Origin of the sequence: Brevundimonas sp. UBA7838, assembly GCF_002500885.1 — a bacterium.
GTDB lineage: Bacteria > Pseudomonadota > Alphaproteobacteria > Caulobacterales > Caulobacteraceae > Brevundimonas > Brevundimonas vesicularis_C.
Genome location: NZ_DLTK01000072.1, coordinates 37,239 through 56,875, shown reverse-complemented (window position 1 = coordinate 56,875; position 19,637 = coordinate 37,239). Strand labels below are relative to the sequence as shown.

At 63.0% G+C, this 19,637-nt stretch carries 17 protein-coding genes; 6 read left to right on the top strand and 11 right to left on the bottom strand.

Translation table 11 applies throughout. From position 1 onward, the window contains the following. Positions 1-60 precede the first annotated feature (60 nt). From B3T77_RS05955 to B3T77_RS05940, 4 genes are all read right to left on the bottom strand, one after another. A complete protein-coding gene (locus tag B3T77_RS05955; protein ID WP_292078159.1) occupies positions 61-1,560 on the bottom strand; it encodes a phosphomannomutase/phosphoglucomutase in 1,500 nt (499 codons plus the stop codon). 10 nt (positions 1,561-1,570) lie between these two features. Continuing rightward, on the bottom strand, positions 1,571-2,656 hold the full coding sequence (locus tag B3T77_RS05950) for a glycosyltransferase family 4 protein (RefSeq protein ID WP_292078158.1): 1,086 nt from the start codon (positions 2,654-2,656) through the stop codon (positions 1,571-1,573). A gap of 107 nt (positions 2,657-2,763) precedes the next feature. Continuing rightward, positions 2,764-4,830 carry a sugar phosphate nucleotidyltransferase gene (locus tag B3T77_RS05945; protein WP_292078157.1) on the bottom strand — a complete coding sequence of 689 codons (2,067 nt, stop codon included), beginning with the start codon at positions 4,828-4,830 and terminating at the stop codon, positions 2,764-2,766. 123 nt (positions 4,831-4,953) lie between these two features. Next, positions 4,954-5,415 (bottom strand): Lrp/AsnC ligand binding domain-containing protein, encoded by a 462-nt coding sequence (locus B3T77_RS05940; RefSeq protein WP_292078156.1) that lies wholly within the window; start codon positions 5,413-5,415, stop codon positions 4,954-4,956. Between the two features lie 109 nt (positions 5,416-5,524). Here B3T77_RS05940 and putA point away from each other — a divergent pair, with 109 nt between their 5' ends. Then, on the top strand, positions 5,525-8,656 hold the full coding sequence (gene putA / locus B3T77_RS05935) for a bifunctional proline dehydrogenase/L-glutamate gamma-semialdehyde dehydrogenase PutA (RefSeq protein WP_292078155.1): 3,132 nt from the start codon (positions 5,525-5,527) through the stop codon (positions 8,654-8,656). A gap of 3 nt (positions 8,657-8,659) precedes the next feature. On the opposite strand, the gene rfbA is transcribed toward putA, so the two are convergent. The 4 genes from rfbA to B3T77_RS05915 form a co-directional block, all read right to left on the bottom strand. Beyond that, positions 8,660-9,532 (bottom strand): glucose-1-phosphate thymidylyltransferase RfbA, encoded by an 873-nt coding sequence (gene rfbA, locus B3T77_RS05930; RefSeq protein WP_292078154.1) that lies wholly within the window; start codon positions 9,530-9,532, stop codon positions 8,660-8,662. Then, the gene (rfbD, locus tag B3T77_RS05925; RefSeq protein ID WP_292078153.1) at positions 9,529-10,431 is read right to left on the bottom strand and encodes a dTDP-4-dehydrorhamnose reductase; all 903 of its coding nucleotides are present in this window, start codon (positions 10,429-10,431) and stop codon (positions 9,529-9,531) included. Before rfbD ends, rfbA begins: the two co-directional genes overlap by 4 nt. Further along, the gene (gene rfbB, locus B3T77_RS05920) at positions 10,424-11,479 is read right to left on the bottom strand and encodes a dTDP-glucose 4,6-dehydratase (protein WP_292078152.1); all 1,056 of its coding nucleotides are present in this window, start codon (positions 11,477-11,479) and stop codon (positions 10,424-10,426) included. The genes rfbD and rfbB overlap by 8 nt, the downstream gene beginning before the upstream one ends. A gap of 133 nt (positions 11,480-11,612) precedes the next feature. Beyond that, entirely contained in the window at positions 11,613-12,257 is a 645-nt protein-coding gene (locus B3T77_RS05915) for a class I SAM-dependent methyltransferase (RefSeq protein ID WP_292078151.1), read from the bottom strand. Between the two features lie 171 nt (positions 12,258-12,428). Here B3T77_RS05915 and B3T77_RS05910 point away from each other — a divergent pair, with 171 nt between their 5' ends. The 3 genes from B3T77_RS05910 to B3T77_RS05900 are packed head-to-tail and all read left to right on the top strand — an operon-like array spanning position 12,429 to position 15,586. After that, positions 12,429-13,502, top strand: coding sequence for a GSCFA domain-containing protein (locus B3T77_RS05910; protein WP_292078150.1), 1,074 nt, complete (start codon positions 12,429-12,431; stop codon positions 13,500-13,502). Beyond that, on the top strand, positions 13,499-14,266 hold the full coding sequence (locus B3T77_RS05905) for a hypothetical protein (RefSeq protein WP_292078149.1): 768 nt from the start codon (positions 13,499-13,501) through the stop codon (positions 14,264-14,266). Before B3T77_RS05910 ends, B3T77_RS05905 begins: the two co-directional genes overlap by 4 nt. Before the next feature lie 42 nt (positions 14,267-14,308). Continuing rightward, the gene (locus B3T77_RS05900; protein WP_292078148.1) at positions 14,309-15,586 is read left to right on the top strand and encodes a right-handed parallel beta-helix repeat-containing protein; all 1,278 of its coding nucleotides are present in this window, start codon (positions 14,309-14,311) and stop codon (positions 15,584-15,586) included. A 2-nt stretch (positions 15,587-15,588) separates the two neighbouring features. Here the strand turns inward: B3T77_RS05900 and B3T77_RS05895 are convergent, their stop codons facing one another. The 3 genes from B3T77_RS05895 to B3T77_RS05885 all read right to left on the bottom strand — a co-directional run bounded on the left by B3T77_RS05895 (position 15,589) and on the right by B3T77_RS05885 (position 17,865). Then, complete coding sequence (locus B3T77_RS05895; protein WP_292078147.1) at positions 15,589-15,723, bottom strand: hypothetical protein; 135 nt, start codon at positions 15,721-15,723, stop codon at positions 15,589-15,591. 61 nt (positions 15,724-15,784) lie between these two features. Then, positions 15,785-16,564: a hypothetical protein gene (locus tag B3T77_RS05890; RefSeq protein ID WP_292078146.1), complete on the bottom strand. Its 780-nt coding sequence runs from the start codon at positions 16,562-16,564 to the stop codon at positions 15,785-15,787. Continuing rightward, positions 16,561-17,865 carry a putative nucleotide-diphospho-sugar transferase gene (locus tag B3T77_RS05885; protein ID WP_292078145.1) on the bottom strand — a complete coding sequence of 435 codons (1,305 nt, stop codon included), beginning with the start codon at positions 17,863-17,865 and terminating at the stop codon, positions 16,561-16,563. Before B3T77_RS05885 ends, B3T77_RS05890 begins: the two co-directional genes overlap by 4 nt. 117 nt (positions 17,866-17,982) lie before the next feature. Here B3T77_RS05885 and B3T77_RS05880 point away from each other — a divergent pair, with 117 nt between their 5' ends. Continuing rightward, positions 17,983-18,687 carry a hypothetical protein gene (locus B3T77_RS05880; RefSeq protein WP_292078144.1) on the top strand — a complete coding sequence of 235 codons (705 nt, stop codon included), beginning with the start codon at positions 17,983-17,985 and terminating at the stop codon, positions 18,685-18,687. Further along, positions 18,653-19,549 carry a hypothetical protein gene (locus tag B3T77_RS05875; protein WP_292078143.1) on the top strand — a complete coding sequence of 299 codons (897 nt, stop codon included), beginning with the start codon at positions 18,653-18,655 and terminating at the stop codon, positions 19,547-19,549. The genes B3T77_RS05880 and B3T77_RS05875 overlap by 35 nt, the downstream gene beginning before the upstream one ends. Positions 19,550-19,637 lie beyond the last annotated feature (88 nt).

Sequence of the window (19,637 nt, the reverse complement as noted above, 5' to 3'; positions counted from 1 at the left end):
TGGCAGCAGCCGAGGGAGGAAGCGGTCACGGGGCCGATTGGTTCAGCCCTCTGTGATCTTTCAGATTTCCTGGTTAAAGGCGCCGATTTCCGGATAGGCGGCCAGGCGGGGTTTGATCTCCTTGCGGAAGAGATCGCGCATGTCGTCTTCCGACCGCATGCTCTCGACCACCACCACCAGTTCCGGCTTGTTGGACGAGGCGCGCACCAGCACCCAGGATCCGTCTTCCAGGTGAACCCGCACGCCGTTGACGGTGATGGCCTCAAGGATCTTGCGGCCCAGGATCTCGCCGCCCGCTTCGGCCAGGTCGGAGTATTCCTTCACGATCCGCTCCAGCACAGCGTACTTCAGCTCGTCGTCGCAATGGGGCGACATGGTCAGGCTGGTCCAGGCGTCGGGCAGGGCCAACTTCAGCTCGCTGAGTTTCTTATCCGAATTGCGGTCCAGCATGGCCAGAACCGCGCCGGCCGCGACCAGGCCGTCGTCATATCCATGCCCCAGATCGCCGGCCATGAAAAAGTGGCCTGACTTCTCGAAGCCGGCCAGTGCGCCCAGTTCGGCGGTCTTGCGCTTGATATAGGAGTGGCCCGTCTTCCAGTAGACCACCTCGGCGCCGTTGGCCTTGAGGATCTCATCGGTCTTGTAGAGGCCGGTCGACTTCACATCGACGACAAAGGTGCTGTCCGGATAGACCTTGGACAGGTCGCGGGCCAGCATCAGGCCGATCTTGTCGGCGAAGATTTCCTCGCCCGTGTCGTCCACCACGCCGCAACGGTCGCCGTCGCCGTCGAAGCCAAGGGCCAGATCGGCGCCCGTCTCACGCACCCGTTGGGTCATCTGCACCAGCATGGCGTGATCTTCCGGGTTCGGATTGTATTTGGGGAAGGTGTAGTCGAGGTCGGTGTCCATCTCGATCACATCGACGCCCATCCGGCGCAAGGCGTCGGGCGCAAAGGCGCCTGCCGTGCCGTTGCCGCAGGCGCAGACCACCTTTAACGGCCGCTTGATCTGAACCTTTGACGCCACGTCGGCCACATAGGTTTCGCGGAAGTCATCGACGCGCGCCAGCTTGCCGCCGGGGCGGGCCACGCCCTCGCCGTTCAAAACGATCTCTTTCAGGCGGCCCATCTCGTCGGGGCCGAAGGTCAGGGGCTTGTTCGCCCCCATCTTCACCCCGGTCCAGCCATTCTCGTTGTGGCTGGCCGTCACCATGGCGACGCACGGCGCACCCAGTTCGAACTGCCCGAAATAGGCCATCGGCGACAAGGCCAGGCCCACGTCCAGAACCTCCATCCCGCCTTCCAGCAGCCCCAGGATCAGGGCCTGTTTGACGCTGAGGCTATAGCCGCGGAAGTCATGGCCAGTGACGATCTTCGGCGCGACGCCGATCTCGTGGACATAGGTGGCCAGGCCAATGCCCAAAGCCTGGATGCCGAGAAGGTTGATCTCTTTCTCCAGGATCCAGCGTGCATCATATTCGCGGAAACCGGTCGGCTTCACGAAAGCCAGGTTTTCGTAATCGGCGCTATTCGGCTTCAGGTCCTGCCTGGGCTTGAGCATTTTGTGCGGCTCAGGCGGCGGAGCGCTTGCGAATGCGGGCGATGCGGCGCAGGCGGCGCCAGAAACGGCCACGCTCCGGTTCGGGATAGGGCTGCAGGTTCTCGACGAACTGATCGGCTGAGGCGCGCCAGCTGAACTTCTCCGCATAGGCGCGCACGACCTTGCGGTCGAGTTCGAGGCAGTCCAGACAGGCGGTCCGGAGGTCCTTGTCGATCGCCCCGGCGTTCGAGCCGGGGATGATGTCGATGGGGCCGTGGGCCGGATAGGCGGCGACCGGAGTGCCGGCGGCCATGGCCTCCAGGATCACCAGCCCGAAGGTGTCGGTCCAGCTGGGGAAGACGAACACATCGGCGTCGCGGAAGCAACGCGCCAGCTCGTCGCCGAACCGGGCGCCGAGGAACTTGGCCTCGGGATATTTCTCCTGAAGCTCCGCACGGGCGGGTCCGTCGCCGACGACGATCTTGGTGCCGGGCAGATCGAGCTGAAGGAAGGATTCGATGTTTTTCTCGACCGCTACGCGCCCGACGTTCAGGAAAAAGGGCCGGGGCCAGTCCTTGCCGCCCAGCTCGTCGTAGATGCGCTCCAGGTCGGGGTTGAACACGTCCGTGTCCACGCCGCGCGACCAAGGGGAAACGTTCTTGAACCCGTGCTCGACCAGTTCGTCGCGCAGGGTCGGCGTCGCCACCATCAGCCGACCCGACGGCTTGTGGAACCATTTCATATAGGCGTAGCCGACCTGGACCGGGATCGGGAAACGGGCTGAGACATATTCGGGGAATTTGGTGTGGTAGCTGGTCGTGAACGGCAGCTTCCATTCCACGCAGATGCGGCGCGTGGCGATGCCGATCGGACCCTCGGTGGCGATATGCACGGCCTCCGGCTCGAAGGCCCGAAGCATTTCGCGGATCTCTTCCTCCGCCCCGAGCGCCAGTCGGATTTCCGGATAGGTCGGGCAGGGAATGGTCTTGAACAGGCTGGGTTCGATGACCTCGACCTCATGGCCCATGCCGCGGCATTCCGCGACCGTGCGGGTCAGGGTGCGGACGACGCCATTGACCTGCGGCTCCCAGGCGTCGGTGGCCAGAACGATGCGCATTGAGGCGGGCGGACCCTGAGCCGTTGAGTAAGGGCGGAACTTCTAGACGGTTCGAATGACGAAGGCGAGACAGCGATTCCATCGTCGCAGTGTGGCTGTCGTTCGGCTTAGGACAGTTGAACGGCATTGTCCCCATCGTGAGCCAAGGCCCCCAGCGTTTCTCGAAGCTGGATATGAGCGGTCATGATCGAGCGGAGCGATAATGCCGGCGATGGTTCGTCTATAAAGTCGCCGCTTTCGAGCATGGCGTCGCGCCAGAGGCCTTGAGGCGTAAGAAAAAGCCACACGGCGCGCAGCGCGCAGCCTGCCTGTTCCAGCGAGGCCGCGCAGGGGGCGTCGTCTGCCATAGACGCAAGGATCAGCGACGCCTTGAGCCATTGCGTCTGTGACCAAAGCCGGGCGCGACCCCTTTGGATGAGGCCTTGGTCGCTCACGGCCTCCACGGCGACTCCGCGTTTCAAGTCGATGCCTTGAAGCCCAGCCTTGAAGAACTTGCGGGCGTTCACGAGGGCGGCGGTGTCGGATGTCAATCGGCTGTAGCGGGCCAGCAGCCAGGCCCGATAGAACAGGTCGCCAGGCGACGCCGGATGATCGATGTCCGATGCGTCTTGCATCAAGCTGACGATCTGGTCTGCAGCCCGGCGCCAGCCTGGATCGGCGCTTATGCCTGCCCAAGCAAGCGCGCCTTCCAGCAGGATGAGAGACTTCGCTTGTTCGGGTGGTTCGTTCTCGTCCCGTAAAAGACGGTCGCGAAAGAGTATGGCGTCGCGCTCCACCGAGGGGGCGCGTGTCGCTGCAAAAATAGCCGCCAAGGCGACAGGCAAGCCGCTATGATCGCCTTGTTCGGGGTGATCGCTGTCCAATGGCACGTGCGGCAGACCTTTTTCGATCACCGCCCGCCATGGTCCAGACCAGTCCTGGCGACCGGCTTCGGCGTAGGCTTCCAGCTGCGCCGCCTGAACTTGAAGTTGAGGCGATGTCGCAATGCGACGCCCGCTCATGCTCAGCAGCGTTTCGAACGCCCCGGACGTCCCCTGTCCCAATGTGCACCAAACGGGAAGCGCAGACTGACGCAACCATGTCGCCAGCCGCTCAGCGCCGCTTATCAAAGACTCTGGGGCGGGCGTTGGAAAATCGAGATGCGTCGGTGACAGTTTCCCGAGCCGCTCGACGACTTTCCTGACGTCCTGGCTGCGCCTCAGGTCTGTGACCAGAACGGCATCGCGTTCCACGATGACGCCCACATCCCGCAGACCGATAACTGCGACCATGACGCCGTCGGATGACCGCACCAAACAGCCCTCGGAGTCTTCCAGAAGATGCAGCCCGACGCTGCCTTCGCCAGAGGCCTGTACGGCGTCCCAGGCCCCGAGGTCGGACCAGGAAAACCGCACGGGAAGGACCGACGCGCGGCTCGTCTTTTCCATCACCGCATAGTCGATCGAAATCTTCGGTGCGTTGGAGAACTGCGGCCCAAGCAACCGGTATCGCCCATTGAATTCCGCATGCGCAAGGGCGTCCCTGGCGGCTGTCATGACTGCGGGCACCTGTTGGGACATTTCCTCGATCAGCACATCTGCGCGCACGATGAAGTTGCCGCTGTTCCACAGATAGCCGCTTTGAATGTGCCGTTCCGCCGTAACCGCATCTGGCTTTTCGACGAAGGCCGCGACTTCCGTGAGGCCTGCCCCGGACGGTTCGATGTAGCCGTAGGCGGAGGACGGTTCTGTCGGCACGACCCCCAGGGTGACGATGCGACCCTTGTCTGCAGCTGCGGCGGCTTCCTGCACTGCTGCGTGAAATGCGCCATGGTCGGGAATGTGGTGGTCGGAGGCGACGAAGAGATTGACGGCTTGCGGGTGCTGTTGGGCGGTCCACAGGGCTGCGACAGCCATTGCGGCGGCGGAATCGCGGCCCTTGGGCTCCAGGAAGACGGTGGCCGTAGCGCCGACTTCATCCAGTTGAGCGAGAATTTCCAGACCATGTTGCGCTCCCCCCACGACGATCAGTTCGCCGCCCTGCTCCATAAGCGGAAGGGCGCGCTCCACCGCGTCTTGGAACAGGGACCGATTGCCAGCCAACGGAATGAACTGCTTGGGGCGTGAGGGGCGAGAAGCGGGCCAGAGCCGCGTGCCCGCCCCACCGCACATGATAACCGGATAAATCATCGCCATGGTCAAAGCTGCTCCGATTGGATCGTGCAAGTCCAGTAGGACGCGTCTTTAGTTTGCGCAGTTGCCGAAATCCATCATTGCGGAGGGGCGCGCAGAGGTTGTTTTGAGCTCGTCGGTCCCGCTTTAAAGCGGCAACACCGTCGTCGACTTCACTTCTTCCAGCACCGCATAGGTCCGTGTTTCGCGCACACCCGGCATGCGCACCAGAACGTCGCCGAGGAAGGCGCGGTAGGCGTCCATGTCGCCGACGCGGGCCTTGATCAGATAGTCGAAGCCGCCGGCGACCATGTGACACTCCAACACCTCAGGCTGGCTGCGCACGGCGGCGGCGAAGGCTTCGAAGACGTCGCCGGTGGTGCGGTCCAGCAAGACTTCGACGAAGATCAGCAGGTCTCGGCCGACCTGGGTCGGGTCGATCATGGCGGCGTAGCCGGTGATGATCTTCTTCTCGCGCAGCCGTTTGACCCGTTCGAAACAGGCGGCGGGCGACAGGTTGCAGCGCCGCGCCAACTCGGCGTTGGAGATGCGGGCGTCTGTCTGGAGCACCCTGAGGATGCGGCGGTCGATGGCGTCGATGTCGATCATCGGAAATCAGGTCTCTGAACCGAACGATCTTCGGCGTGGGTTCGTATCATACGAAGCACCTTCAATGAAGTCCGGCATATACGCCTGAAATCCACAGGATTTGTCGCCGATGACCACCCCCGCCTTCACGCCTTCGAGCCTGGCCGCCTGGGACGGTCTGGACGCGCATAAGTTCCGCGATGAGCGTGAAGCCGTCGCCGCCAACCTGGCCCGCATGCCACTGGACGCCGCTGAGCGCGCCGCCGTGGTCGCGGAAGCCACAGCCCTGGTCGAACACGCCCGGCGCAGCCAGAAAAAGCAGGGGGTGGTCGAGAGCTTCCTTCAGCAGTTCAGCCTGGGCACCCGCGAGGGTCTGGCCCTGATGTGTCTGGCCGAGGCCCTGCTGCGCGTGCCGGACGAGGAGACGCGGGATCGCCTGATCGCCGAGAAGATCGGATCCGCCGATTGGGCGTCGCACCTGGGCCAGTCCGACAGCCTCTTTGTCAACGCCTCGACCTGGGGCCTGATGCTGACAGGGAAGCTGGTCGACGTCGACGACGAGGCGCGCAGCGACCTGCCCGGCTTCCTCAAGCGGATCGCCGGTCGTCTGGGCGAGCCGGTCATCCGCCAGGCGGTGGCCACGGCGGTCAAGATCATGGGCGAGCAATTCGTCGTCGGCCGCACCATTCAAGGGGCGCTGAAACGGTCGAACAAGGAAGGCTGGCTGTGTAGCTTCGACATGCTGGGCGAGGGCGCCCGGACCGTCGCTGACGCCGACCGCTATGAGAAGATTTACGCCGACGCCATCGAGGCGGTCGGCAAGACGTCCAAGGGGCAGGGGTCGGAGCACGGCCACGGCGTCTCGGTGAAACTGTCGGCCCTGTCTCCCCGCTATGAGGCGACGCACGAGGACGACGTGTGGGCGACCCTGTATCCCCGGATCCTGCGCCTGGCCCAGATCGCGGCCAGGTACGACATCAACTACACGATGGACGCCGAGGAGGCGGACCGTCTGGCCCTGTCGCTGAAACTGCTGGACCGGCTGGCGCACGAACCCGGCCTGGGCGGCTGGACCGGCCTGGGTCTGGCGGTTCAGGCCTATCAGAAGCGCGGGCTTGAGACGATCGAGCGGGTCGCCGACCTCGCCCGCCGCTCGGGCCGCCGGCTGATGGTGCGGCTGGTCAAGGGCGCCTATTGGGACACCGAGATCAAGCGCGCCCAAATCTTCGGCCGCACCGACTATCCGGTCTTCACCACCAAGGCGGCGACCGACCTGAACTACCTCGTCTGCGCCAAGGCCATGATCGAGGCCGCGCCGGCGATCTACAGTCAGTTCGCCAGCCACAACGCCCACACCCTGGCCGCCGTGCGGCGCATGGCGCGTGACAAGGGCGTTACGGTCGAACACCAGCGCCTGCACGGCATGGGCGAGGCGCTTTACGACGCCGCACACGAGGCCTGGTCGGACGAGACGGTCATCGTGCGCGCATACGCCCCCGTCGGCGGGCATGAGGAACTTCTGCCCTATCTGGTGCGGCGCCTGCTGGAAAACGGCGCCAACTCCTCCTTCGTCCACGCCCTGCTGGACGAGCGCGTGCCCGCCTCGGCCGTTGCGGCCGATCCCATTTCCCTGGTCGAGCAGGCGCCCGACCGTCACCCCAAGATTCCGGTTCCCAAAGACATGTACGGCGATCGTCAGAACTCCCTCGGCCGCGACTATTCCCAGGCCGCCGACCGTGAAGCCCACGCCAAGGCGCTGGAGCTCGTCGATCGCGAAAAACTGACATCCGGCCCCATCGTGGCTGGCCGCCTGCGCGCCGGGATCAACGCGCAGGACGTGACCAACCCCTTCGACCGGTCGCAGGTGCTGGGCCATGTCTTGGAAGCCGAGCCGGCCGACATCGACGCCGCCGTCGAAGCCGCCGCTGAGGTCCAGGTCCAATGGGACCGTCAGGGCGGCGCCAAACGCGCCATCGTCCTGCGCGCCATGGGCGATGCGCTGGAGGCCGATCTGGACCGCCTGGTCGCCTTGCTGAGCCGCGAAGCGGGCAAGACCCTGAATGACGGCGTCGCCGAGGTGCGCGAGGCCGCCGACTTCTGCCGCTACTACGCCCTGCTGGCCGAGCGCGACTTTACCGCCCCCCAGACCCTGAAGGGGCCGACCGGCGAAACCAATCAACTGATCCTGCACGGACGCGGCGTCTTCGCCTGTATCTCGCCGTGGAACTTCCCTCTGGCCATCTTCACGGGCCAGATCGCTGCGGCTCTCGCCGCCGGCAACGCCGTCCTGGCCAAGCCCGCCGAACAGACCCCCCTGATCGCCGCCGAGGCCGTGCGCCTCTATCACAAGGCCGGGCTGAACCACGACCTGCTGGCCCTGGTCCCAGGGCGCGGCGAGACGGTGGGCGCGGCCCTGGTCACCCACCCCGGAATCGACGGCGTCGCCTTCACCGGGGGCACGGATACAGCCGCCGCCATCAACCGCTCCATCGCCGCCCGGCCCGGCGCCATCATCCCCTTCATCGCCGAGACCGGCGGCCTGAACGGCATGTTCATCGACACCACGGCGCTGAAGGAACAGGTGATCGATGACGTGATCCAGTCGGCCTTCGGCTCGGCCGGCCAGCGCTGCTCGGCCCTGCGCGTCCTCTATGTGCCCAGGGATTCGGCCGACGCCCTGATCGAGGGGCTAAAGGGCGCCCTGGCCGTCCAGACCGTAGGCGATCCCGCCGATCCCAAGACCGACATCGGCCCTGTCATCGACCCGGAATCGCGCCGCGCCCTGGAGGCCCACATCGAGCGCCTGGCCCGCGAAGCCAAGGTGATCATCCGCGCCCACCTGCCACTGGGTTCGGAAAAGGGCGACCTGTTCGCCCCCACCATCGCTGAGATTCCCACGCCCGACTTCCTGGAGCGCGAAGTTTTCGGCCCCATCCTACATATCTACCGCTACGCTCCGTCCGACCTTAAGGCGGTCGCCGGCAAGCTCGCCGCGCGCGGCTACGGCCTGACACTTGGCATCCATAGCCGTATCGAGGCCTTCGCCGCCGAGGTCATCGACCTGGTCCCCGCCGGCAACGTCTACGTCAACCGCTCGATCACCGGCGCGGTGGTCGGCGTCCAGCCCTTCGGCGGCGAAGGGCTGTCAGGTACTGGGCCAAAGGCCGGCGGGCCCAACAGTCTGATCCGCTACGCGGCCGAGAAGGCGATTAGCGTGAATATCGCCGCGCAGGGCGGGGATCCAGCGCTGCTGAACCTTTAGGGGTCAGTTTGAACCCAGCACGATGTTCTTGAGGTATTTCCCGTAATCGCTCTTGCCGAGCTTGGCGGCCAGTACTTCGAGCTTGGCGGCGTCGATGAAGCCCTTCTGGAAGGCGACCTCTTCGGGACAGGCGATCTTGAAGCCTTGACGTTTTTCGAGGACACGGACGAACTCGGCGGCTTCCAGCAAGCTGTCGGGCGTTCCTGTGTCTAGCCAGGCGTAGCCGCGCCCCATGATTTCGACCGACAGATTGCCCTGCTCCAGATAGATTCGGTTGACGTCGGTAATCTCAAGTTCGCCGCGTGGCGAAGGTTTGAGGTCACGGACGATCTCGACTACATCACTGTCATAGAAATAAAGACCCGTGACGGCCCAGTTGGAACGCGGTGCAGCCGGCTTTTCCTCGATCGACAGGGCCCGCATGTTCCCGTCGAACTCGACCACGCCGTACCGTTCCGGATCGTTGACGTGATAGGCGAACACTGTCGCCCCCCCCGACCGGCCCATGGCCGAGGTGAACAGGTCGGTGATGCCGTGGCCGTAATAGATGTTGTCGCCCAGGATCAGGGCCGACGGATTGTCGCCGACGAAGTCCGCGCCGATGATGTAGGCTTGGGCCAGGCCGTCGGGACTGGGCTGGACCGCATACTGGATCTCCATGCCCCACTGCGAGCCGTCGCCCAGCAGGGCCTGGAAGCTGGGCACGTCGCGCGGGGTGGAGATGATCAGCACCTCGCGGATGCCGGCCAGCATCAGGGTCGACAGCGGATAATAGATCATCGGCTTGTCGTAGACCGGCATCAGCTGCTTGGAGGTGACCAGTGTCATCGGATGCAGGCGCGTGCCCGATCCTCCGGCCAGGATGATGCCCTTCATGGGAGGGTCCTTTCGGCGTGGAGTTCGTGGACGATCTCGGCGACGGCGGCCTGCCACGGGCGGGGCGCGATACCGTAGTCACGGGTCAGTTTCTCGGCCGACAGGCGCGAGTTCGACGGGCGCTTGGCCGGGGTCGCGTATTCGGACGCAGGGATGGCCTCGACCGTAGCGGACGGGCCGCCAGTCGCGGCGCTGAGGGCGAAGATCTCGCTGGCCAGCCCGGCCCAGGTGGTCTCGCCGGCGTTGACGAACTGATAGACGCCGGTTGGCGCGTCCGCGTCGGCGATCATTCTGAGGGCGATGGTCTTAAGCGTTTGGGTGATGTCGCGCGCCGAGGTCGGGCAGCCGTGCTGATCGCCCACCACCCGCAGGGCCGGCCGGTCTGCGGCGAGCCGCAGCATGGTCTTGAGGAAGTTGGCGCGGTGCACGCTGAGCACCCAGGCCGTCCTCAGCACGACCGAGCGCGGATTGCCGGCCAGCACCGCCAGTTCGCCCGCCAGTTTCGAGGCGCCATAGACGCCGAGCGGCCCGACCGGATCGGTCTCGACATAGAGACCGTCCTTTGACCCGTCGAACACATAGTCGGTCGAGACCTGGATCAGCGGGATCCTGGCCTCGCGCGTGGCGTCGGCCAGGACTGCCGGCCCCATAGCGTTGGCGGCGAAGGCGGCGGCGACCTCGCTCTCGGCCTTGTCCACGGCGGTGTGGGCGCCGGAGTTGATCACGGCGGCGAAGGGGGTGGCGGCGAAGGCGGCGCGCACCGAGGCGGCGTCGCCCAGATCCAGTTCCGCCCGCGTCGGCGCGTGCAGCACAACTTCTTCGGGCCAGGCGGCGGCCTGGAGCTCCAGTCCCACCTGACCGGCCCCACCCGTGATCAGGATGTGGATCGGATCAGCCATTGGCGACACCCAGACGCTGGGTCGAATAGCGGCCGTCAAGGATGTCCTGCCACCACGCCTGGTTCTCCAGATACCAGGCCACCGTCTGTTCGATGCCCTGTTCAAAGGTCACAGACGGGGTCCAGTCCAGATCGGAGCGGATTTTGGACGCATCGATGGCGTAGCGATGGTCGTGGCCCGGCCGGTCGGTCACATAGGTGATCTGATCGGCGTATTGCCCCTCGGCCTTGGGCCGCAGCCGGTCAAGGATCGAGCAGATGGCGGTGACTACCTCAATGTTCTTCCGCTCGGCATTGCCGCCGACATTATAGGTCTCGCCGGGCGTGCCGGTCTCGAACACGGCCTGAAGCGCGCGGGCGTGGTCGTCGACGAACAGCCAGTCGCGCACGTTCGACCCGTCGCCATAGACCGGCAGGGGCTCGCCGTTCAGAGCCCGGATGATGATCAGCGGGATCAGCTTCTCGGGGAAATGATAGGGACCGTAGTTGTTGGAGCAGTTGGTCACCAGCACCGGCAAGCCGTAGGTATGCCCCCAGGCCCGCACCAGATGGTCCGAACCCGCCTTGGACGCTGAATAGGGCGAGCGCGGATCATAAGGTGTGGTCTCGGTGAAAAAGCCGTCCTCTCCCAGCGAGCCAAACACCTCGTCGGTCGAGATGTGGTGGAAGCGGAACGCCGCCTTGGCGTCCTCGTCCAGGCCGCGCCAGTAACCCAGTGCCTGGTTCAGCATGACGAAGGTGCCGACCATATTGGTCTGGATGAACTCACCCGGCCCGTCGATCGACCGATCAACATGGCTCTCGGCCGCCAGGTGGGCGACCACGTCCGGCCTGAATTCTTGCAGGGCCTTGGACACCGCGTCTGCGTCGCAGATGTCAGCCTGAATGAAGCTGTAGCGATTGCTGGATGACGCCGGCTCCAGCGAACTCAGCATGCCAGCATAGGTCAGCTTGTCGAACACCAGAACTTCGTGATCGGTGTGCTCGATCAGACGCCGCGCTAGGGCCGAGCCGATGAATCCAGCCCCGCCGGTGATCAGAATACGCATGCATCCTCTTTTCTTGAAGCATAACATCCGCCCAGACCTTTAGAAATTTTCGGTTTTCTCTTCCCGAAAACACTGATGTCTCGTCATGGGCGCGCTTTAAAACAATAAAAGCTATTTCCAGCTTTCGCTTAATCTATGCAGGTTTTGCAAAAAAAACCGCCGCATATCGCAGAACCATGACACTGTCTATGAATTCTGATAGCCCGTGGATCAAGCTGTCTTCCTCATTCGAGGACCGCACTCGGCTGGAGCCCAAGATTTTCTCGCAGCATTTCAGAACGTATTGAACACCAGTCATGCCGCCCGCCTCGCCGAACTCGGCGGCGTAGCTGGTGTGGAGATCCTCGACGATATATTGGCCGCCGGGCTTGAGGTGAGGCAGCAGGGTTTGCAGGCCGATGATCTGGTGCGACCAGATGTGGGATCCGTCCTCCACGATCAGGTCAAAGGGGCCGTTCTGCTCGGCGAAGGCCTTCAAGGCCGCGGCGTCGGATTGATCGACCAGTTGAATTCGGATCCGGTCGCCCGTGACGTTCAGGGCGCTTTCCGCAATGTCCAAACCATAGATGGTCGCGCTAGGAAAATACTCTTCCCACATGCGTATCGACGCCCCCTTTTGGACGCCGATCTCCAGAACCTTTCGAACTTCCGTCCGTTCCAGCATCGAGAACCGTTCGTAGACCCGAAGGTAGTCATGCCCTTTGCCGGGCTCGCCCCTTTTCCCATCGACGGCCTTGTCCGTCCGGTATTTGAGACCGAGTTCATTGAGCAATGACATTCAGAAAGCCTCTAGTTTCATTTCGCGAACTATTGGCGCCGGTTGCGATAATATCAAGCAACAAGCTCAGTGCTTCGGCCCGCTTCTCGCGCGCGAGCGTTGCGCGATGGCGCCGAGGTCACTAGGATCGTCCTGCGGGGAAAAATGAACGTTCGTGGAACCATCGACGACATGACCAACCCCTATGTCGGCCTTGAGGACCGCGCGTTCTGGAAGCTGGCCGTCGCTTCGCGAAGTCTGTTCGATCTGGCGGAGCTTTGGAAGCCCAAGTTCGACCTGAAGATGTCCGATCAGTTCGTGACTTTCGGATCCTGTTTCGCGCAACATATCGGACGGGCTTTGGCGGCGAGGGGTTTTGCCTGGTTCAATGGCGAGCCCGCGCCTCGGGGGCTGTCGGCGTCGAGCGCCAAGAGTTTCAACTATAACGTCTTTTCGGCGCGAACGGGCAATATCTACACCACGTCCATTCTCGCCCAATGGGTCGAATGGGCGGCCGGCTCGCGCGCCTTGCCGGACGAAGTCTGGGAAAACGACGGCCGATTCTACGACCCCTTCCGTCCTGCGGTGGAGCCTGGTGGATTCGGTTCGGCCGAAGAGATGCAGGCTAGCCGAAAGGTCGCGGTTATGGCCCTCAAGACCTGCATCGAGCAGGCGGACTATTTCGTCTTCACGCTGGGCCTGACGGAAAGCTGGCGAAACACCGAGACGGGTTACGAATACCCCATGTGCCCGGGAACCGTGGCGGGAGTTTTCGACGAAAGGACGCATGCGTTCGACAACCATACGGTGATGGATGCCCTGACCAATATCGAGTCAGCCATGGACCAGATGAAGGTCCTCAATCCAGACCTGAGGTTCATCCTCACCGTATCGCCCGTGCCGCTGACCGCCACGAAATCCGGCGGCCACGTCATGGTCGCCACCATGGAGTCAAAATCCGTACTGCGCGCCGTGGCGGGGCAGTTGTCGCGACAGCGGCCGGACGTGGACTATTTCCCATCCTATGAGATCATAAACAGCCCCGTCACCAAGGCGGTATTCTTCGAACCCAATCAGAGGGACGTGAATCCGAGCGGCGTCGATTTCGTCATGGACAACTTCTTCAAGGGCGTTTCGGCCGCTGAGGGGGGTCCCAAAGAGGAAGTGAAAAAAGCGCCTTCGAAAATCGAGGATCATGCGACGGCGGATGTAGACGACGTGGTGTGTGAAGAGGTGCTGCTGCAATCCTTCAAGGATGTCGCGTGAGTATGCCAAAAATATGCTTTTTGGGTTCCAGCTATATTGGTGCGGTCTATTCGGCCTATAAGCTGGGGACGCCGGGTGATGAGTTTTACGACATCGATTTCTATGGTCACAGCAACGGCGGTTTTCCGAATGTCGATATCGTCGATAATCAAATCGTTAATGTGCGTTTCAAGTCGAGAGTAAATCCGCAGCCTAAAACTGGAATCATTGCGAAGATAAAGCGTCTTTTTGGCGAAAGGCCGGTTCAGCCCCGTGGCGTCGATTCGTATGACGCATTCGTCATATACGCAGATCTTCCATCACCTCAGGATGCCCAAAGAGCTTTCACCGCTGCGCGCAAGGCCCAGTGCTCCGCGCAGGTCTGCAACCGTGTAATTATCGACTTGGTGAAGGGGGCGGATGCCTACAGAATTTCTGAAACCCTCAAATCTTTGACGGGCAAGCCGACGGTGCTTCTTTCAGCAAACGTCGTTTCAACGACCATCCTGAAGATGGACGATGCGCGTTTTAGTGAAATCCAAGCCATGATGCAGGAGGCTTTGGGCGATCATGACTATGTGGCCTTCCCTCGTGTTCTTTTCGACGATCTTCATCGGCCCGTAGGCGATTTCTACCGGGGTTCAATCCTGCTGACAGGTGAAAAGGCTGTTGAGAACGCTGGCCATGATTATCACCACATGAACGAGAAAGGCGGGCGTGAAGTCCTCAACGCCGTCCTTCGCCATCTGGATCTGAAGTTCGGTCTTCAGAGTAGGGCGGCCTAGAAGTTGTCATGCCCCGCCACGGTGAGGGGCGAAGGGTGAGACATGTTAAACAGGCGCGCAGTTGTAGCGGGTTGGGGCTTTCTTTCTGCGGTTCCGAGCGCCGCATGCGCGCGGCCGTCGGAGGAGCCCGCCTCACCCGCGCTTTTCGGCGCGAGAGCCGGTCGTCTGTCCCGCGCGGAGGCCATCCGGAATGTCGCCGCGCTGAAGGCGGCGTTCGAGAGCGGCCGGCTTATCGACGGGGGTGGAGCAACCTATGAAATCCACGGCGAGTTGCGGATCACGGCGCCGCCTCGCCTGCGTCGCCTGACCCTGCGGCAGACATCTGTCGATCCCAAGCTGGAGAAGACCGTCGTTCTGGATGGGCTGAGCGCTGGTCAAATCGTCATAGAAGACTTCGTCATAGACTTGGCCGATCTTCAACAGGATGGCGGCATGGGGCAGTGCTCCGCCCTTCAGATCAGCAATTGCGCGTCAGCCGTCCTGACTCGGGTGACCGTCCGCAACGCCGGCGCCATCACCGGCATCAAGATCATCGCCACGCCCGGCGCTGTGCTTCGCGACATCGTCATTCAAGATTTCAAACCGCGTTTCCTGCGAGAGCCCGAAAACGACGTTTGCCAAGGTGTCGAGTTTCAGCTGTGCCGCGGTTTCTCCATCTCAAACGCCAGGGTGTCGGGGCTTGTCGCCCAATGGCCCGGCCGACCGGCGCTGTCTCGGCAGTATTCCAGAGGCGTCGTCTGTGGGTCTTCCACGGGCGGCCGGATCGCGAAATCGAGCATCGGTCCAGGTGTCGAGCAGGGCGTGGACATCAGCGGCCGTGGAAACCTTCGGATATCGGTCGTCGGCAACCGAATTCTGGACGCCGGCACCTGGGGCGTGAAATGCGCGAACTGGTTCAACGACATCATCATTGCCGACAACCAGATCATCCGGCCGGGGTGCGCAGGCATCACCTGCTCGGCCCCGGGAGACGCAAATGGCGACCTGCCGGGCGATGTTCAGATCACCGGCAATGAGATCGTCAATCCGGGCGCAAGCGGTCTTTGGCGCGCGTCGGAGCCGGCCGGGATCATACTTTACGCCCGACAAGAGGCCGGCACGGCGGCGCCTTATGGCGTCGTAGCCCGTCGGAACCGGATCATCGACGATCAGTCCGCCCGGACAATGACGCGGGCCTTCGATTCGATAATGGTTGGACCGTCGGGCGCCGGGCCGACCCGCGCCTGGCTGACGTCTCGCGCGGATCGTCCCAACATCGAGTTCGACAATTTGGCTTCTGGTTTCACCATCGAAAGAAGCCGCGGATGGCAATCGGGCTGATGTCAGTATGCCTTGTCTCCGGTCAGCTGCCGGATGGCTTGCAGTTGCTTTTTTTGCAGCACGACCATTTCGGCCAGATGGCGCTCGATCTGCGCCAGCACGGCTGAATCAGGGGAGGATTTTATAGGGGTCGCCATGGGAAGTTGTCCGACTGAATGGGTGATGAGAGCATGACAAACGCCTTTTTAAGGCTAAGGTTCAACCGCCCCCGATCAGTGCGTCTACCTCCGTCTTGAAATCGACCGTGGCCTGACGACACTCGGCGAGAGCGTCCGGATAGGCGACCGCCTGACTGAGGTAGCGCCGCCATTCGGCGGCCTCGCACAGGACGGGGGTGTGTTTGAACCGATACATCTTCGACATGTTCGGGATGGCCAAAACCCGTCGACCCAAAAGGGTCGCCCAATAGGCGCCGTGATAGGAGTTTGTGATCACGGTTTCAGCTGACGCCAGAAAATTCAGAACCGAATCGATGTCTTCCTCGGCGTTGGTCATCATTGGATGGCCGTCGATCGGGATCGGAATTCGCTTGTGCGCGTAGAGCACCACATCCTGTGTCGGCGCGGCGGGCTGGTCGAACTGGGGCAACATGCAGCTAACGCAGGGCGTCCAGCGAAATTCCGTCCCGAAATCGCGGAGGCCGACAAGATCGAAGGCTTCGAGATAGGTCGGCAAGGCGCCGTCATAGGGGGAAACGAAACCGCCCTTGCGGTCGACGATCAGACTTTCTCCGACGCCCCAGGCGACGAGACTGGACAGGCGAGAGCGCTGGGCCGCCAAAACTGTCATGGCGGCGTCGAACGTCGCCGCAATCAATCCTCCCCCGCCGAGAATGACGTGACCACCCGGCGGTAGGGCGGATTCGATTTCGAGGATGTCCTGACGGTCTCCCTTCAAATCGGGAAAATACCGATCCGGCGAACAGAACCAGTCGCCGACGTTGGTCCGGTCAGAGCGAAAGACGGAAGTGATCGTCATCGGGCAGAAAACTCGTAGACGCGTTCGCGGGGGCCATGGGGCACGATCCCGACGAGACGATACCCCGCGCTGTCGGCCTTGGAGACAAGCTGCGCCGACGTCAGGTCGTTGAACCACCCATGTGTTCTGCGGTCGCGCCCGTGGTCAAGGTCTGTCGGATTGTAGGTGATGATCGCGCGGGGCCAGCGTTTCGCCATGGCCGCTAGCAGGCGTTCAGGCTGATGTATGTATTCCAGAACACCCAGCATCGTCGCGACGTCCGCTTCGACGCCAGGCATGTCGTCGCCGTTGAGATCCACGATGATCGTACGGCCGTCGCGGGCGACGAGGTCGGCGGGCAGATACGTCGCTCCATTCGCCAGTTCGTGTTCCAGATCCATTGCGCCGCAGCCGAGATCCAACACCGACGCCCCGGCCGGGATCAGGCTCGCGACGACTGCGGCGCGGGAGCGCCATGCGGACTTGAGGTTGGACGCCTGGGCCCATCGCAAGGTGTCGGACGCGCCGCTGTCCATCAGACTGCGAGTGTCTGCGGCCCGCTCTTGCGCCGTTTTCGCCGAGTAGGCCGCGTGCGGGCCCTTTCCGGGCGTCGTCTGGTCAAGTTCTGCCAGGCGGTTTCGCCGTGCGGACAGGTTGTCCTTCCTCTGATCGTCTTCGGAATCGTGGAACCGCTCCCGGCTGGCCTGAAGGTGTTCAATAAGGGGGATGATCGGAGGGCTGAAATTCCGGTTGAAGACGCAGCATAATTCCGGCGGCAGATAGTCGACGACTACGCCGTCTTCGCCGTGACGATGTCGTTTGGCGACTTTCTCCAGACAATGCTGGTCCCAGAGTTTCGGCGACCTTGCCTGTTCCGCCGCCCATTCCTCCAGGAAACGCACGGCGCCGGGCGTGTCGTTGATCAGGACCGTGCCGCTGATGATCGCCTCACCTTGGTGGCCGGCAAGAGCCACGTCGCTTTCATAGCCTCGCAGATAGGACCAGGGATTCGCGTGAACCACCGCATCCACGTCGATGTAGAGAAGCGGGCCACGCAGGCGCTTTCTCTCTTCCAGCAAAAAGGCGGGCTTGCACTGCACCGAGGCGAGCCAGTCCCGAGGTTCGATCGCGGTCAAGGCCAGGGGCAACCCCAATGCCTCGATCGAGCCCTTCATGCGTCTGGCCTCCTCGACATAGAGCGCGTCCAGCGTATGGAAGCCGACGATGGTCCCGGGCGTGTCGTCGAAGGCGTCGGGCGCTTGCTCCCGCAAGAGATCGAACCAGCGGCGATCGCCGGGCGCCTCGTAGTCGTGGGTCTCCAAGATGTCGAACAGGGCGGGAGCCAGTCGAAACTGGCGCGCGATGCGCCGCGCGGCGCGAGGCGCGAGAGACCCTGACGCCAGCTTCTCCCTAAAGCCGGCCGCCGCCGTATCCGGTTCATGGTTCAGCAAGCCCGCAAACCCCTTGCGAAGGTCCAGGCCGGTGAAGCTGGCCAAGGCCAGTTGGGCGAGATGCGGCCTTCGAAGGATGTCTTCGTGACGAAGCAGAAGGACGCCAGCCGCTTTTCGGGCGGTCGCTTCGGCGACGCCATGCTGAAAGAGAAGGCCCGGCGCGGCCAAGGTGACGATCTTGCGGGCCACGTGAAGGGCGTGATCATACCCCGTCGTGTAGGGCGCGTCGGTGTTTCCGTCCTGTTCGACCAGGCTGTCGCGAGGGTCGCGGACACAGATGACGACCCGCGTGTCTGCGCGTTCCTGATCCGACCAGCTTCGAATCTTCTTCAGACCCAGCAGATCACCGGAGGCCGTGGTGACCAAGGTCCGGTCGGCAGCGAAATCGGTGGAGAAGGCGGAGCTGGATACGACCTCTACCGCCTGGCTCGCGCTTCTTCGGAGCAGCCGTCCAAGAAGAGGAAGAGTCTGCGCGCTTGGCCCGCAGAGAATGATTCGACGACACGGCGCAGGATGGACCATGAGCGCTTGTCGCCGGATCGCGTTCGCGCTTCAAGGGTGTGGGGTGAGCCGCCGCCAGGGAATCATCATGACGCGCAGAATTCTTCTGGCCAGGCCGCGCCTCGACTGTTCTTTCAAACAAGGCCCGGTTCCGGACGTGGTCGGACCCCCGCTCAATCCGATCCTGCGTGAGTTCGGGCGTTTCCTGGATCAGATCCAGACTTTCCATGAGGCCCGAGGCGACACGGTCGTCGTCGATGAACAGCCTCTATGGCGCTTCGAACTGTCCGAACTTCAGGCTCTGGCCGTCGCTTTCGACAGAGTCTATTTTCCGCACAAGCTGCGACGGCAGTTCCCGATCGGAACGAACGCCTGGTTCTACAAGAATGCGCCCCTGGCCGGCTTTATGACGGCCGATCCCGCCGGCTGGGGCGCGTCCCTGTCCTTCCTGCCGCCGCCCGTGTCGCCAAGCGAGGTTGCGGATCAAGGCTACGCGGTCCTGCGGGAACGGATTTCCCGCAACGAATCGGTCTTTACGCAGCCCGCCCTGACGGGACCGCCTGTCTCCGGCGCGTATGATCTGTTTCTCTGCCAACTGCCCCACGATGAGACCATCCGGTTCCATTCGGACGTCGGGGTGTCCGAGGCGCTGGCGGCGGTGCTCGCGCACTGTCGGGCCGTGGGACGGCGGCTGGTCGTCAAGGGACATCCCGCCAACCGCAAGTCGATGGAGCCTCTCAGGGCGATGACCTCGGCCTATCCCGGGGCGGCGTGGGTCGATGACGTGTCGATTCACGCCTGCATCGCGGGGGCGGCTTGCGTCTTCACTGTCAACTCGGGCTCTGGAATGGAAGTTCTGCTGCACGATCGTCCGTTGATCCGGTTCGGGCGCGCGGAATATGACGCGGTCGTTGACCAGGCGGCCATCGACGACATCGCTTCGGCGCGAGGCAGGACGAGCACCACGCGTGAGCGCGCAGCCTTCATCCACGCCTATCTGTCGCGCTGCCTGGCGATCGATGATCCAGAGAGTTTCGAAACCGTTCTGGGCTGATGTGACGACCACGCGGCTTGCCCACAAACCGGCGAAGGCGTATGGCCACCTTCTTCGGGGCGGAGCCCAGATCGCTTGATGTTTCACA

What these genes read in the sequence shown, in the direction of transcription:
- B3T77_RS05895 (WP_292078147.1), bottom strand. Translation starts at nt 15,723, where the DNA reads ATGGCGACCCCTATAAAATCCTCCCCTGATTCAGCCGTGCTGGCGCAG.
- B3T77_RS05910 (WP_292078150.1), top strand. Translation starts at nt 12,429, where the DNA reads ATGACCAACCCCTATGTCGGCCTTGAGGACCGCGCGTTCTGGAAGCTG.
- rfbB (WP_292078152.1), bottom strand. Translation starts at nt 11,479, where the DNA reads ATGCGTATTCTGATCACCGGCGGGGCTGGATTCATCGGCTCGGCCCTA.
- B3T77_RS05890 (WP_292078146.1), bottom strand. Translation starts at nt 16,564, where the DNA reads ATGACGATCACTTCCGTCTTTCGCTCTGACCGGACCAACGTCGGCGAC.
- B3T77_RS05955 (WP_292078159.1), bottom strand. Translation starts at nt 1,560, where the DNA reads ATGCTCAAGCCCAGGCAGGACCTGAAGCCGAATAGCGCCGATTACGAA.
- rfbD (WP_292078153.1), bottom strand. Translation starts at nt 10,431, where the DNA reads ATGGCTGATCCGATCCACATCCTGATCACGGGTGGGGCCGGTCAGGTG.
- B3T77_RS05880 (WP_292078144.1), top strand. Translation starts at nt 17,983, where the DNA reads ATGGTTCAGCAAGCCCGCAAACCCCTTGCGAAGGTCCAGGCCGGTGAA.
- B3T77_RS05940 (WP_292078156.1), bottom strand. Translation starts at nt 5,415, where the DNA reads ATGATCGACATCGACGCCATCGACCGCCGCATCCTCAGGGTGCTCCAG.
- B3T77_RS05950 (WP_292078158.1), bottom strand. Translation starts at nt 2,656, where the DNA reads ATGCGCATCGTTCTGGCCACCGACGCCTGGGAGCCGCAGGTCAATGGC.
- B3T77_RS05915 (WP_292078151.1), bottom strand. Translation starts at nt 12,257, where the DNA reads ATGTCATTGCTCAATGAACTCGGTCTCAAATACCGGACGGACAAGGCC.
- B3T77_RS05945 (WP_292078157.1), bottom strand. Translation starts at nt 4,830, where the DNA reads ATGGCGATGATTTATCCGGTTATCATGTGCGGTGGGGCGGGCACGCGG.
- rfbA (WP_292078154.1), bottom strand. Translation starts at nt 9,532, where the DNA reads ATGAAGGGCATCATCCTGGCCGGAGGATCGGGCACGCGCCTGCATCCG.
- putA (WP_292078155.1), top strand. Translation starts at nt 5,525, where the DNA reads ATGACCACCCCCGCCTTCACGCCTTCGAGCCTGGCCGCCTGGGACGGT.
- B3T77_RS05900 (WP_292078148.1), top strand. Translation starts at nt 14,309, where the DNA reads ATGTTAAACAGGCGCGCAGTTGTAGCGGGTTGGGGCTTTCTTTCTGCG.